The organism is Bacillus sp. PS95 (assembly GCF_037963565.1).
Classification (GTDB): Bacteria; Bacillota; Bacilli; order Bacillales; family Bacillaceae; genus Bacillus; species Bacillus subtilis.
Genome location: NZ_CP150160.1, coordinates 1,476,775 through 1,491,128 on the forward strand (window position 1 = coordinate 1,476,775; position 14,354 = coordinate 1,491,128).

General features: G+C 42.0%; 18 protein-coding genes. 13 read left to right on the forward strand and 5 right to left on the reverse strand.

Going from position 1 to position 14,354, the window contains the following annotated elements; all coding sequences use genetic code 11:
• Nucleotides 1-83: 83 nt before the first annotated feature.
• Nucleotides 84-245, reverse strand: a complete 162-nt coding sequence (locus NSQ12_RS07880) for a hypothetical protein (RefSeq protein WP_003245246.1) — start codon at nt 243-245, stop codon at nt 84-86.
• Nucleotides 246-448: 203 nt separating this feature from the next.
• On the opposite strand from NSQ12_RS07880, the gene cheV reads away from it, so the two are divergent.
• Nucleotides 449-1,360, forward strand: coding sequence for a chemotaxis protein CheV (gene cheV, locus NSQ12_RS07885; RefSeq protein WP_014476655.1), 912 nt, complete (start codon nt 449-451; stop codon nt 1,358-1,360).
• Nucleotides 1,361-1,403: 43 nt separating this feature from the next.
• Here cheV and NSQ12_RS07890 read toward each other — a convergent pair whose 3' ends face one another.
• From NSQ12_RS07890 to NSQ12_RS07905, 4 genes are all read right to left on the reverse strand, one after another.
• Nucleotides 1,404-1,868, reverse strand: coding sequence for a YkyB family protein (locus NSQ12_RS07890; RefSeq protein ID WP_003232406.1), 465 nt, complete (start codon nt 1,866-1,868; stop codon nt 1,404-1,406).
• Nucleotides 1,869-1,993: 125 nt separating this feature from the next.
• A complete protein-coding gene (locus tag NSQ12_RS07895) occupies nt 1,994-3,286 on the reverse strand; it encodes an MFS transporter (protein WP_014479656.1) in 1,293 nt (430 codons plus the stop codon).
• Between the two features lie 75 nt (nt 3,287-3,361).
• Nucleotides 3,362-3,856, reverse strand: coding sequence for a L,D-transpeptidase family protein (locus NSQ12_RS07900; RefSeq protein WP_072174092.1), 495 nt, complete (start codon nt 3,854-3,856; stop codon nt 3,362-3,364).
• Between the two features lie 56 nt (nt 3,857-3,912).
• Nucleotides 3,913-4,773 (reverse strand): metallophosphoesterase, encoded by an 861-nt coding sequence (locus NSQ12_RS07905; protein WP_339176432.1) that lies wholly within the window; start codon nt 4,771-4,773, stop codon nt 3,913-3,915.
• 142 nt (nt 4,774-4,915) lie between these two features.
• Between NSQ12_RS07905 and fadH the strand changes: the two genes are divergently transcribed.
• The 12 genes from fadH (at nt 4,916) to NSQ12_RS07965 (ending at nt 14,346) form a co-directional block, all read left to right on the forward strand.
• Nucleotides 4,916-5,680: a 2,4-dienoyl-CoA reductase gene (fadH, locus tag NSQ12_RS07910; protein ID WP_003232398.1), complete on the forward strand. Its 765-nt coding sequence runs from the start codon at nt 4,916-4,918 to the stop codon at nt 5,678-5,680.
• A gap of 63 nt (nt 5,681-5,743) precedes the next feature.
• A complete protein-coding gene (locus NSQ12_RS07915) occupies nt 5,744-6,967 on the forward strand; it encodes an EAL-associated domain-containing protein (protein WP_003232391.1) in 1,224 nt (407 codons plus the stop codon).
• Between the two features lie 618 nt (nt 6,968-7,585).
• Complete coding sequence (locus tag NSQ12_RS07920) at nt 7,586-7,825, forward strand: DUF1797 family protein (RefSeq protein WP_003218671.1); 240 nt, start codon at nt 7,586-7,588, stop codon at nt 7,823-7,825.
• Nucleotides 7,826-7,935: 110 nt separating this feature from the next.
• Entirely contained in the window at nt 7,936-8,454 is a 519-nt protein-coding gene (locus NSQ12_RS07925) for a ribonuclease H-like YkuK family protein (RefSeq protein ID WP_003232389.1), read from the forward strand.
• A 133-nt stretch (nt 8,455-8,587) separates the two neighbouring features.
• Nucleotides 8,588-8,785: an AbrB antirepressor AbbA gene (gene abbA / locus NSQ12_RS07930; protein WP_010886502.1), complete on the forward strand. Its 198-nt coding sequence runs from the start codon at nt 8,588-8,590 to the stop codon at nt 8,783-8,785.
• Between the two features lie 137 nt (nt 8,786-8,922).
• Nucleotides 8,923-9,366 (forward strand): cyclic-di-AMP-binding protein CbpB, encoded by a 444-nt coding sequence (gene cbpB, locus NSQ12_RS07935; protein WP_003218674.1) that lies wholly within the window; start codon nt 8,923-8,925, stop codon nt 9,364-9,366.
• Between the two features lie 147 nt (nt 9,367-9,513).
• A complete protein-coding gene (gene ccpC, locus NSQ12_RS07940) occupies nt 9,514-10,395 on the forward strand; it encodes a transcriptional regulator CcpC (RefSeq protein ID WP_003232387.1) in 882 nt (293 codons plus the stop codon).
• A 111-nt stretch (nt 10,396-10,506) separates the two neighbouring features.
• The gene (locus tag NSQ12_RS07945; RefSeq protein WP_014479661.1) at nt 10,507-10,983 is read left to right on the forward strand and encodes a flavodoxin; all 477 of its coding nucleotides are present in this window, start codon (nt 10,507-10,509) and stop codon (nt 10,981-10,983) included.
• A complete protein-coding gene (locus NSQ12_RS07950; protein WP_339176434.1) occupies nt 10,973-11,866 on the forward strand; it encodes an exo-alpha-sialidase in 894 nt (297 codons plus the stop codon). Before NSQ12_RS07945 ends, NSQ12_RS07950 begins: the two co-directional genes overlap by 11 nt.
• 15 nt (nt 11,867-11,881) lie before the next feature.
• Complete coding sequence (locus NSQ12_RS07955; RefSeq protein ID WP_339176435.1) at nt 11,882-12,337, forward strand: flavodoxin; 456 nt, start codon at nt 11,882-11,884, stop codon at nt 12,335-12,337.
• A 104-nt stretch (nt 12,338-12,441) separates the two neighbouring features.
• Nucleotides 12,442-13,152: a 2,3,4,5-tetrahydropyridine-2,6-dicarboxylate N-acetyltransferase gene (dapD, locus tag NSQ12_RS07960; protein ID WP_003218680.1), complete on the forward strand. Its 711-nt coding sequence runs from the start codon at nt 12,442-12,444 to the stop codon at nt 13,150-13,152.
• A 69-nt stretch (nt 13,153-13,221) separates the two neighbouring features.
• Nucleotides 13,222-14,346 (forward strand): N-acetyldiaminopimelate deacetylase, encoded by a 1,125-nt coding sequence (locus tag NSQ12_RS07965; protein ID WP_038428899.1) that lies wholly within the window; start codon nt 13,222-13,224, stop codon nt 14,344-14,346.
• Nucleotides 14,347-14,354: the final 8 nt, after the last annotated feature.

Genomic DNA, 14,354 nt, shown 5'->3' on the forward strand with positions numbered 1-14,354 from the left:
TTTTCAGAAAAAAAGAAGACAACCAGCGATTTGATTGTCTTTATTGTATCATGTTCTATTATTGTTTATATGTGCCAATTTCATTAATAGCCATAATCAAAATGAAGGTCTTCGTGCCAAATCAGATACGGAGGATGCTCTTCTTGAAGGTCAGCTGATTCTTTCTTCATATTCAGGTAAGTTTCTTCACTGATATCCTCTAAAACAGTCATTTCGTTTTCTTTAAATATTACTAAGGTACCCATTATTTACACCCTTCTTTGGAAAAATCCTTGACTATTTTATCACTGTTAGTTGGAAAGTCAATGGTTATTAGGAAAAAAGTTTCTTTTTTGAGGAACGCGGCTTGTTGCCTTCGGAATTCGATTTTGAAGAGCTGCCATTCACTTTTTACAAATTACGCCGATATATACAGTACAATACTGAATGCGAATAGCGAGGGATTGAATTGTCGTTACAACAATACGAAATTTTATTGGATTCTGGTACAAATGAATTAGAAATTGTGAAGTTTGGCGTGGGTGAAAATGCTTTCGGAATTAACGTCATGAAGGTAAGAGAAATTATTCAGCCTGTCGAGGTGACATCAGTGCCTCACTCCCATCAGCATGTAGAAGGAATGATTAAACTCAGAGGAGAAATCCTCCCTGTGATCAGTCTCTTCTCATTTTTTGGAGTAGAGCCTGAAGGATCAAAAGATGAGAAATATATCGTGACTGAATTTAATAAACGGAAAATTGTTTTTCATGTCGGCTCTGTTTCTCAAATTCACAGAGTATCCTGGGAAGCGATTGAAAAGCCGACATCGTTAAATCAAGGAATGGAGCGGCACCTTACCGGGATTATTAAGCTCGAAGACCTGATGATCTTTTTGCCTGACTATGAAAAAATTATTTATGACATTGAATCAGATTCAGGTGTTGACACGTATAATATGCATACCGAGGGCTTCGATGAAAGAAGAACTGATAAAAAGCTTATCATTGTAGAGGACTCACCGCTTTTGATGCGCCTCTTGCAGGATGAATTAAAAGAAGCAGGGTACAACAATATCGCTTCGTTTGAAAATGGAAAAGAGGCATATGAATACATAATGAACCTTGCTGAAAACGAAACTGATTTATCAGAACAGATTGATATGATCATCACTGATATTGAAATGCCAAAAATGGACGGACACAGGCTCACAAAGCTGCTGAAGGAAAATCCAAAAAGCTCAGATGTGCCGGTTATGATTTTCTCATCGTTAATTACGGATGATCTGCGTCACCGCGGCGAAGTTGTAGGCGCAGATGAGCAAATCAGCAAGCCTGAGATCAGTGATTTGATTAAAAAAGTGGATACGTATGTTATTGAATAAATAAAAACAGCCGTTGCCAGAAAGAGGCACGGCTGTTTTTATTTTAAAAGTAACTCTCGCCAAGTTTTTTAAAGACCGGTTTATGGTAAGCTGGCTGCTGGCGATTTGGCACTAGCGGCTTTTCTTTCATGCCGACATATTCTTGCAATAGGTGTTTCGCTTTTGTTAAAGACATTTGAGCTTTAGGATTTCGGTACGATTGATTAAGTGTACCTAAATGCGGAAGATGTTCGAAGTCTTCTTTAGTTGGAGGCATGTGAAAATAGTAGTCTCCGATTGAGATAAGCACGTCCGATTGCTGTTGGCTGAACCTTGGATTTTTTGAAAAATGAAGCCCTATTTTCTTTCCTTTACCTTCTTTGACAAGCTTTTGCAAAGCCCGTTTTTTCAGCAGATATAGGTATTTAGGGTTGGGGGCGGTTTTTGCATGGCGGTTCACAGTGTAAACTGCTTTTGAAAGATTTTCTACGGTTGGCTGCAGATCTTTCGTATATGCATGGTCGTCCATTATTTCTCTCCTTTGCTCTTATCAATTTCTATATGTTTAGATTATACTTTTTTAAAGTTGAAATGCAAATATTGAATGTAAAAATGCGCTTTTTTCTAAGAAAAAAAGCGCATTTTTAACCTGCATTATACAGATCTTGCCTTCTTTTTCGGCTGTTCTTGAAATGCTTCCTGAACATTCACTTCCACAGCCTGAGCACTGTATTTTGGCAGTGCAATAAAATAAAAAATAAAAACGAGCAGGATAATAACACCCATACCGTAATAAAGATAATCAATGTTTGAAACAAACTTAGGGAATAACAGCGCGACTAAGCCAAGTGTCAAAGACTGTGCAAACATCATAAAAGGGTCCTGCATGCCGCTTACACGTCCCATCAGTTTGGGATGAACAATTTTTGGCATCCACCCTCCGATTGCAATGTTGATCGGTCCGATACACATTCCCAGTGCAAAAGCTGCCGCGTAATACACCCATAAAATATTGGTGTAGCCGAGGACGAAGATCAGCAAACCTGCAATGAAAATCGGTATCGACATTAAAAAGTGCGGCTTCACTTTTTTAGAGATGATCGTGCCGATTACGCTGCCTGCCAGCAGCCCAAACCCGAGTGCGATCGTAAATACAGACGTATGCCACTCATAACGGTCAGGAGCCAATCCATATTTCATTGTAAACATCGGCAATACGGCGAATCCTCCGTTGACAAATCCAAAAATGAAGAAGCCGAAAATAAGAGATGCCAGCAATTTGTTTTTTAAAATATAGAGGATGCCTTCTCTAAAGTCATTTATTGAATCCTTAACAGAAGTCTTTCTCCAGCTGAATGCACCGTTTGGCTGTCGGGCTTCTTTTGGAATCCGGCAGCTGCGGATCAGCAGCCCGGAAATGATAAAGCTGACAAAATCAAGAATAATGGCGCCTTCAATACCGATTGTGTTGTACATAAACGCGCCTATACCGACTCCAAACACCATAAAAATGCTAAAAAGCATCTGATTAAGCCCTGCGGCTTTCGCATAATGCTCCTTCGGCAGAATGGCTTGTACCAAACTGTTTTCTGCCGGAAAGAAAAACTTTGTTACAGCGCTTCTGATAAATAAGATGCAAAAAACAAGAGGAATATTGCCGGTAAATAAAGTGAAAAAAAGCACGACAGTCAGGCCTGCTCTGATCCAATCACAATTTTCTGCCACCTTTTTTCTGTCAAACCGGTCCGCGACGACTCCCACGATCAGAAATACAAATATGGTCGGAAGAGAATACATCAGCTCCGCCAAGGTCGTATATGAAGGCTGGCTGCTGAATCGGTCCAGCAAAAAAAAAGCAAAGGCCATGTTGCCTACTGTCGTGCCCATTTGAGAAGCGAGTGCTGCGAAAAATAGACGAACAAAATTACGATTTTTAAATATATCCATAAAAACGCTCCTTACCCTAAAGGTCCCACTTTATCATATTATAAACCGCCTGTTTTTGAAACAAATAAGAAAACATTACCGGTTAATCGTGACTCTTGTTCCGTTTGGCACAATTGAAGCAAGTTCGATCACGTCTTTGTTATGCATGCGAATGCAGCCTTTAGAAACAGCCTTACCAATCGAAGCGGGATTATTCGTCCCATGTATTCCGTAGTGCTGCTTTGAAAGGCTCAGCCAATAAGCGCCAAATGGGCCGCCGGGATTGCGCTGGCGGTTAATAATGTAAAACTCGCCAGTAGGCGTTTGCGTTAGTATTTTACCAACGGCGATGGGATAGGTTTTCATTACCCGATTATTTAGGAACAGCGTAAGGGTCTTCGCTCCGATTGAGACTGCGATATGATACGGAATTGTATAAGGGTCCGGCAGTCCGGGGATGACTATGGACTGTCCCGCGGTGAGCCCTGCCTGCAGTGACGGATTAGCCTGGAGTAATGCAGCCGTGCTGATTCTGAAATCAGCCGCGATGCTGTTCAGTGTATCACCTTGCTTCACCTGGTACGTAAGCAGTTTCCTCATCCTCCTTTTTTACTTATAAGTATTGATGAGGAGCCCATCCTGCTACATTAATTTGTGCTTTTTAAGGTGAAGACAGTGATTTCAGGCTTGGCCAGAAACCGCAAAGGCAGCCTGGTCATCCCGAGGCCTCGGTTTACATAAATATGAGTGCTGCCCGTTTGATACATTCCCTCTGTGTAGACTTTTCCATATGGAGGCGTAATAATCGGTCCGTAAAAAGGCAGCTGAATCTGGCCGCCGTGTGTATGGCCGGAAAGCTGAAGGTTCACGGGATAATCTGTTGTTTTCAAGGCTGCATCAGGTTCATGGACGAGAAGAATGGAAAAAAGTCTGTCGCTCAGCCTTGAAAGGGTGCCTTCATAATCTGGGTTTCCCAGCATTAAGTCATCAAGCGAAGCAATCTCGATTTTGCTGCCATCTGCGAGTGACAATGTTTGATAGCCATTGCGATATACCGTGAAACCTCCGGCCGTCATCAGGCTTTTGTAAACGGCAGTTCCATAGCCTCCGTGATCATGATTGCCGTAAATACAAAGCTTGCCGAAGGGAGCATTAAGCTTTCTCAATAATGGAATGACTGCCTGGTGGTGCTGGTACGTATCAGGATTATCAATAATATCACCTGTAAAAACAATGAGATCAGGTTTAGATTCATTAATGGTAAGAATGACAGTTTTTAAATCTTCGAGAGTAAAGTAATCACTCAAGTGTGCATCGCTGAACTGCACGATTTTAAAACCGTCAAATCCGTGCGGGATGAGAGAGCTTTTTATTGTGTGTTCGGTTGTCTCGATCATATGCGGCTCGAGATACCTGGCATAGCCATATCCCCCGCCGGCCGTTAAAGCCCCGGCAGCAAGAGCGCTGAACATTCCTTTTAGAAATTGTCTTCTGGACATCTTTTTCATTTCAAACCAACCTTTAATAGAGTTTTTCTATTATATCATCTGTATCTGATAAAAATCTCATATGAGCATGTGCTGACATAGGCAGGGATATAATGATAGAATATTGTTGAATGAATACTCATTCACAATTGGAGGGATAAACATGGAAAAAAAGGCGGTAATTATTACCGGCGGGTCAAGCGGCATGGGAAAAGCGATGGCAAAAAAACAGGCTGAATTAGGGTGGCACGTTATGGTGACAGGGAGGAACCATGAGGCACTTGAGGAAACAAAAAAAGAAATTCAGACCTTTGAGGGACAGGTCGCTTGTTTTCAAATGGATGTCCGTTCCGATTCCGCCGCTTCAGACATGATTAAAGAAGCGGTAAAAGCCTTTGGCCGGCTTGACGCGCTGATTAACAACGCGGCCGGAAACTTTATTTGTCCGGCAGAAAAGCTGACGCCCAATGGATGGAAAGCCGTTATTGAGATTGTTTTAAACGGCACATTTTTTTGCAGCCAAGCAGCGGCAAGGCATTGGATTGACCAGAAGCAGCAGGGTGTCATTTTAAATATGGCAGCCACGTACGCTTGGGGAGCGGGAGCGGGGGTCGTTCATTCCGCTGCAGCCAAAGCGGGGGTATTGTCATTGACAAGAACGCTGGCCGTTGAATGGGGGAGCAAATACGGAATTCGTACAAACGCGATAGCCCCCGGACCGATTGAACGAACAGGCGGTGCGGAGAAGCTATTTGAATCGGAAAAAGCGATGGCCCGCACGATGAACAGTGTGCCGCTCGGCCGATTGGGCACACCGGAGGAAATCGCCGCTTTGGCAGCGTTTTTGCTTTCTGATGAAGCATCCTATATAAACGGGGATTGTATTACAATGGACGGGGGGCAATGGCTGAATCCTTATCCGTTTTAAAGAATATTAATCTTTGGATTCAATGTGGTATAATCAGACAAAGATAGAGAAGCAGGTGATAACATGTTGGATCCACTTGATATTTTAACGAACATTGATGATGTCCTTCCATATTACCAGGCGATTTTTAGTGCCGAGGAGCAGAAGGTTGTCGGATATGAGGTGCTTGGACGAATTTTGGCAGATTCAGAAATCCAAAGTCTCGGGCCCTTCTTTTTAGATGCGGGGATACCCGAAGAATATAAATTAGAGGTTGATAACAGAATTATCCGCCAGGCTCTTGACCGCTTTTTAGAGGCGGATTCTGATCTGCTGATTTTTATGAATCAGGATGCCAATCTGCTGATGCTGGATCATGGTGAAAGCTTTCTGGAGCTTCTGAAAGAATATGAAGCGAAGGGAATCGAACTCCACCGTTTTGTTCTTGAAATTACAGAGCACAATTTTGAAGGGGATATTGAGCAGCTCTACCATATGCTTGCATACTATCGTACATACGGAATTAAAATCGCAGTTGACAACATCGGAAAAGAAAGCAGCAACTTGGACAGAATCGCGCTGCTCTCACCAGATCTGTTAAAAATCGATTTGCAGGCGCTGAAAGTGTCACAGCCGTCACCGTCATATGAGCATGTGCTGTACAGCATATCTTTATTAGCAAGAAAAATCGGTGCGGCGCTATTGTATGAAGACATTGAGGCGAACTTCCAGCTTCAGTACGCCTGGAGAAACGGAGGCCGCTATTTTCAGGGCTATTACTTAGTGTCTCCATCTGAAACGTTTCTAGAGAGAGATGTATTGAAACAAAGACTTAAAACTGAATTTCACCAATTTATCACACATGAGAAAAAGAAACTGGAGACCGTCTATGAGCACTCTGAACAGTTTTACAAACGAGTGCATCAGGCTGTGACCTCTTTGAGAAAAAACAATCTGTCTTCTGATGATGACTTTATTAAAAAGCTGGCGGAAGAGCTGACAGATTGCAGCTTCAGGATTTACATGTGTGATGAAGAAGGCGATCAGCTGACGGGAAATGTGTTTAAGCAAGATGGAGAATGGATTTATCAGCCGGAATATGCGGAAAAGAACTGGAGCTGGCGCCCTTATTTTCTGGAGAACATTATGAGAATGAGAAATCTCAGAAAAGGTTTTTTCAGTGATCTGTACAGTGATTTGGAAACAGGTGAAATGATCAGAACGTTTTCATATCCGATGGATGATCAGATGTATTTATTTATAGACTTGCCTTATTCTTATTTATATGAGCAGGACGGACTGATTTAACGGCTGAAAGGCCGTTTTTTTTTATGAATTGAAAAAAATATCAAAAAAACGATTGACATTGATACTGAGAATCATTATCATTTAATTATAGAGAGAAGCTACTCTCTGTTCCCCAACCCCTCTATCAGATCAAGATCCGAAAAAACTTGGCGCTACCCCCGCCAAGTTTTTTATTTGTCAAAGCATAGGACAATCCAATGAAACAATAAACCTAACTAGTGGTAAACGTTTAACACGGGGAGAAACATTGAGTGCCGAACACCCCTGACACTGCTGCACGGGTGTTCAGTTCCGTTGTTTACCTCTATCCAGCATGACTCCCATTGATTATGGCCACGCGGGACTTCACCATAAAATTCAAAAGAAGGTTTTGACAAAGTTGCAAAAAGGCATTCTTAATGCTGCCAAAGATTCGAAAAAAATTATAATTGTGTGCATGACATTCAAAAAAAGCCTCAAACTAAAGAAAAATCGTTTTTTTCACTTTTTTTCTTTGCTTAAATTCAGCAGTGAAAATGCCATCCTGTCCGACTTTATGGTATGATGCTCAATAGAACTTGTATTATAATAAATACTTGTTGATTTGAAGTTGCTTTTTGAAAGGAGTCTTTTTTTAGAATGTCACAATTAATGGGTATCATCACACGGCTGCAAAGTCTGCAAGAAACAGCGGAAGCGGCTAACGAGCCAATGCAGCGCTATTTCGAAGTGAATGGTGAGAAAATATGCAGTGTTAAATATTTCGAAAAAAATCAAACGTTTGAACTGACGGTTTTCCAAAAAGGTGAAAAACCTAACACATATCCGTTTGATAATATCGACATGGTTTCCATCGAAATCTTTGAACTTCTTCAGTAAGATTCCTGAAATAGGGGGGAACAAGCTTCCGCCTTTGCAAAAGTAATCGAAATAAACGGTAAGGAACATACTTGTTTCATGGTTGTAAATCCTTGAAAAGGAGTGTCGTGATGGCTGATTCTTTTCTGTTTTATAATCTTTCAGAAGCACAGATGACCTTTCAAGATGTGATGGAACGGCTTAAAGCCTTTGTTCAAAAGGACCCCCGTTCTTCTTATGTGTTATCGATCGGAACCGATTCACAGGTTTACCGCGATTACACAAAGTTTATTACCGCATTGCATTTGCATCGTACAGGCAAGGGAGCTTGGGGCTGCTTGAAAAATCATACAGTCGACAGACCCATACATAGCCTTCGGGAGAAGATTTCGTTAGAAACGGCGTACAGCCAAGAAACGGCCGCTCATATTCTTGATGGACACTTAATGGATATTACCGATCTGCTCCTGCCCTTTACCGGTGAGGGGGCGGATCTTACCTTTGAAGTTCACTTGGATATTGGGAAAAAAGGGCTTACAAAAGATCTGATCCAAGAAATGACTGGACGTATTACCTCCATGGGGATTGAGGCCAAAATAAAGCCGGATTCATACACTGCCTTCAGCTATGCAAATCGTTTCACAAAATAATTTGGCTGAAAAAGCCAAGGTAAATGTCGAATTATGCGGTTGACGTTTGTTATCTGATTACTTATTCTAGCGGTAGAGCTGAAAGTAAGTTGTCTTGCTTTCAGAGGTATTCAGTATAAAACAGGGGGCCTGATTGCGAATGAGTCTTATCGGTGAACGATTTACAGAAGAAGAACAAAAACTTCTGCTGAATATCCTGATCAACCATGAGTATGCCATCGAGCTATTAAGCAGTGAGATCAACGATATAGAGACAGGGACCAAAAACGTTGACGGAACCACCTACAAAAAACTTGTAACGCTATACGACCGATTTCGATTTGAAAATTAATGGGACACCCTATAATTGATACTCCACAAAGAGTATCTTTTTTATTGAAAGGAAACTTTTCGACAAATACTGATAAAGTTTATATTATTGCAATATAGGGAATGTATTGATGATGAAAATGAAAAGGGGTCGAAAACATGATAAGCTTACAATCAGATCAACTTCTTGAGGCAACAGTCGGACAATTTATGATTGAGGCGGATAAAGTAGCGCACGTGCAAGTCGGAAATAACCTTGAGCATGCATTATTAGTATTGACAAAAACCGGATACACAGCCATCCCGGTTCTGGATCCTTCTTACCGTTTACATGGCTTAATCGGGACAAATATGATCATGAACAGTATTTTTGGACTTGAGCGAATTGAGTTTGAAAAGCTTGACCAAATCACTGTTGAGGAAGTCATGCTGACCGACATTCCGCGCCTTCATATCAATGATCCGATTATGAAGGGATTCGGCATGGTCATTAATAACGGATTTGTCTGTGTTGAAAATGACGAGCAGGTATTTGAAGGGATTTTTACGAGAAGAGTCGTTTTAAAGGAATTGAATAAGCATATACGCTCGTTGAATAAGTAGGCTGTACGGCCTATTTTTATTATATAGCCAGAGCGAAAAAAGAAAGCGTATACATAATTTAAACGAGAATAGGGCTTGAATAAGAAACTAAGATTTTATTAGAATGGGAGATAAGAAAAACTTATTGATAACAAAAAGGAGGACGACATGCAGCTTCAAGAGCTTCATATGCTCGTAGTTTTAGCTGAGGAATTAAATATGAGAAAGGCGGCAGAACGGCTTTTTGTATCTCAGCCGGCTTTATCTCAGCGCTTACAAACCATTGAAAAGGCGTGGGGAACAAAAATCTTTTTAAGATCCCAAAAAGGATTAACGGTAACGCCCGCCGGTGAGAAAATCATTCAGTTTGCGAATGATGTGACATTAGAGCAGGAAAGAATAAGAGAAAATATTGACGAGCTTGAAGGTGAAATTCACGGCACATTGAAGCTTGCCGTCGCCTCCATAATCGGTCAGCATTGGCTCCCTAAAGTCCTGAAGACGTATGTGGAAAAGTATCCGAATGCAAAGATCTCGCTCATAACCGGGTGGAGCAGCGAAATGCTGAAAAGCTTGTATGAGGATCAGGTTCATATCGGCATTATAAGAGGCAACCCTGAGTGGAAGGGGCGCAAAGATTACTTAATGACAGATCATCTGTATTTAGTGGATACTGAAATTTCCTGCATTGAAGATATTGCCCATACAGAACGGCCGTTTATCCAGTTTAAAAGTGACAGCACTTATTTTCAGGAAATTCAGCACTGGTGGCATCAAAAATTTAAAACGTCGCCGAAACAGACGATATTGGTTGATCAGATTGAAACGTGCAAACAGATGGCGCTGCACGGAATCGGGTATGCCATTTTGCCGTCTGTTACCCTTCAAAATGAAGATAAAGTGAATAAAATGCCTCTTTTAGACATGAAAGGGCATCCGATCGGTCGGGATACATGGTTATTAGGCTATGAGCCTGCCTTTGAACTGAAACAAGTTCAAGCTTTTGTACAAGTGATAAAGGATATGCTGGATCAGGAAAATCCATTTTAAAGACAGCGAGGTGCTGTCTTTTTTTTATTTATCTGTTGACAATGAAAATCATTATCATTTAAAGTGATACATATGATATTGAAAATCATTATCAATTAATGGGGTGATAACATGGCTAAAGCCTTGATTACATATGCCAGCATGTCAGGAAATACAGAAGACATTGCCTTCATAATAAAAGATACGCTTCAGGAATATGAGTTGGATATCGATTGTGTCGAGATAGATGATATGGATGCGTCTTGTTTAACCTCCTATGATTATGTACTGATTGGCACCTATACATGGGGGGACGGCGATTTGCCCTACGAAGCGGAGGATTTTTTCGAAGAGGTCAAACAGATTCAGCTTAATGGTTTAAAAACAGCCTGCTTCGGGTCTGGCGATTATTCTTATCCAAAGTTTTGCGAAGCGGTGAATTTGTTCAATGTCATGCTGCAAGAGGCGGGAGCTGCTGTTTACCAGGAAACACTAAAAATTGAATTAGCGCCTGAAACAGATGAAGATGTGGAAAGCTGCCGAGCGTTTGCGAGAGGTTTTCTTGCATGGGCAGATTATATGAACAAGGAAAAAATCCATGTTTCATAAAGGGGCAACCGCTGTTACGGCATCGGCGTTTTCTGGATATTTTGTGGCGGTACAAAGAGAAGGCATTTTTCATTACTCTTTGGAGCAGGGCTGGAGAAAGCTTTTTCGTTTGAAAAGTAAGATACACTGTATCAGCTACATAGGGCCTTACTTATTTGGCGTTGGTGAAAAGGGAACAGTCATTCGTTCGGCTGATGAAGGGAAAACCTGGACGATGTCGAGCTTTCCGACAAATGCAACAGTGTGGGCGATTATCGGCAGAAACAACGGGTTTGTCTGCGCCCACGGTAAGCATTGTATTTATGTATCGGATGATTTTGGTGTCTCATGGCGCGTAGCCAAACCTTTTGCCGAATTTCATAATCCCCCTGTTATCCGGTCGTTATGCCTTCACGGGGGCAATCTTTTTATCGGCACGCAAATACACGAATATTTTGGCGGCATTTGGGCTTACGACATTAAGCGTGACACTGTCCAAGTTGTCAAAAAAGAAAAAAACCGGATGACGGCATCCATGCTCGTGTTCAATGAAAATTGGCTGGTGGCGGCGATGGGTTCTGTGAAAGGAAAGCACGGTGCTGTCACTGTAAGGAATCTTTTGAATGGTGAAGAATTCACCATACAATCCAGTATGATCAGAAATGAAGAATCATTTCTTGATCTTTCAGAGGATGATGGCATTATATATGTCACTACAACACAAGATGAAAATGGTTTTTCTAGAATTTACCAGGTTGATCTCGAAGCCCGGTCGTTAAAATGGTTCGATACCATTAAGGGGCATGGATGGAGAGTGGCCAATCAGAAAGAGAATTTCTTTTGCGCAGGCTTGTATGAATGTAAATTTGTCCAGCCGTACGAAGTTTCAGCAATGATTCATTAGAGGAGGAACAAGGAATTGGCGAAGATTTTGCTCGTTTATGCAACAATGTCAGGCAACACTGAAGCTATGGCAGATTTGATTGAAAAGGGGCTACAGGAGGCGGAAGCAGAAGTAGACCGTTTCGAAGCAATGGATATTGATGATGCCCAGCTGTTTACCGATTATGACCATGTCATAATGGGAACCTATACGTGGGGAGACGGAGATCTGCCTGATGAATTTTTAGATCTTGTTGAAGACATGGATGAGATTGATTTTTCCGGCAAAACATGCGCTGTATTCGGTTCCGGTGATACAGCATATGAATTTTTCTGCGGAGCGGTTGATACGCTAGAGGCAAAAATAAAAGAACGCGGTGGAGACATTGTGCTGCCTTCGGTAAAAATCGAAAATAATCCAGAAGGTGAAGAAGAGGAAGAATTAATAAACTTTGGGAGACAATTCGCAAAGAAAAGCGGGTGCGCTGTCTGATCACTCACTGGGAACTGCTAAAACGGCTGTTCCTTTTTTTCTTGTCTTTGTATCTTTCCTTTGATACAGTAATGAGGTAGAAAATCAGGAGGAGGACTATACATATGAAAATGATGGACGCAAATGAAATTATTTCATTTATTCAAAATAGTACAAAATCAACACCCGTAAAGGTTTACGTGAAAGGTGAGCTGGAAGGAATCAATTTCGGCGAATCTGCGAAAGCTTTTATCAACGGAAACACTGGTGTCGTTTTCGGTGAGTGGAGCGAAATCCAAACAGCAATCGAAGAAAACCAAAGCAAAATCGAAGACTATGTGGTTGAAAATGACCGCCGCAATTCTGCGATCCCAATGCTTGATCTTAAAAACATCAAAGCGCGTATCGAGCCGGGCGCGATCATCCGCGACCAAGTTGAAATCGGTGATAACGCAGTCATCATGATGGGTGCTTCTATTAATATCGGTTCAGTCATCGGCGAAGGCACAATGATTGATATGAACGTTGTGCTTGGCGGACGAGCTACTGTTGGAAAAAACTGCCATATCGGCGCGGGTTCTGTACTTGCGGGCGTTATTGAGCCGCCATCCGCTAAACCGGTTGTGATTGAAGACGACGTCGTAATCGGCGCAAATGCTGTTGTGCTTGAAGGTGTAACAGTAGGTAAAGGAGCTGTTGTTGCTGCGGGAGCGATCGTGGTAAACGACGTTGAGCCATACACTGTCGTTGCAGGCACACCAGCTAAAAAAATCAAAGACATTGATGAAAAAACAAAAGGCAAAACTGAAATCAAGCAGGAATTACGCCAGCTGTAAGGAAAAGTTTGATAAAAAAGGCGTGGATAATATATCCACGCCTTATTCGTATAGGCAGGAGGAATAGAAATGAAGAAAGAGGAGCTCATCGCAATTCGCAGAGATCTGCATCGTATACCGGAGCTTGGATTTCAGGAGTTCAAAACCCAGCAGTATTTATTAAATGTCTTGGAACAATATCCGCAAGACAGAATTGAAATTGAGAAATGGCGAACAGGGCTTTTTGTAAAAGTGAACGGGACGGCGCCGGAAAAAATGCTGGCGTACAGAGCGGATATCGATGCGCTTTCTATAGAAGAGCAAACTGGTCTTCCATTCGCATCAGAGCATCACGGCAACATGCACGCCTGCGGTCACGATTTGCATATGACGATTGCACTCGGCATTATTGATCATTTTGTTCACCACCCAGTCAAACATGATTTGCTTTTTCTGTTTCAGCCGGCAGAGGAAGGGCCTGGCGGTGCGGAACCAATGCTTGAGAGCGATGTATTAAAAAAGTGGCAGCCTGATTTCATCACTGCGCTTCATATTGCTCCAGAGCTTCCGGTAGGCACCATTGCGACAAAAAGCGGCCTTCTATTTGCGAATACATCAGAGCTAGTCATCGATCTGGAAGGCAAAGGGGGACATGCGGCATATCCGCATTTGGCTGAGGATATGGTTGTAGCGGCAAGTACACTTGTCACTCAGCTGCAAACGATTATCTCCAGAAACACAGATCCGCTAGACAGTGCTGTTATTACAGTTGGTACCATTACCGGAGGCTCGGCACAAAATATCATTGCGGAAACGGCCCACCTGGAAGGCACGATCCGCACGCTTTCTGAAGAATCGATGAAACAAGTAAAGGAACGGATTGAAGATGTAGTGAAAGGAATCGAAATCGGATTCCGCTGCAAAGGAAAAGTGACATATCCGTCTGTATATCACCAAGTTTACAATACGAGCGGATTAACAGAAGAATTTATGTCTTTTGTTGCTGAACATCAACTGGCGACAGTAATTGAAGCAAAAGAAGCAATGACTGGAGAGGATTTTGGCTACATGCTGAAAAAATATCCCGGCTTCATGTTCTGGCTCGGCGCTGATTCTGAACATGGGCTTCATCATGCTAAGCTGAATCCCGATGAAAATGCGATAGAAACAGCGGTTCATGTCATGACAGGTTATTTTTCTGTTTATGCCAATTAAGTACAAAT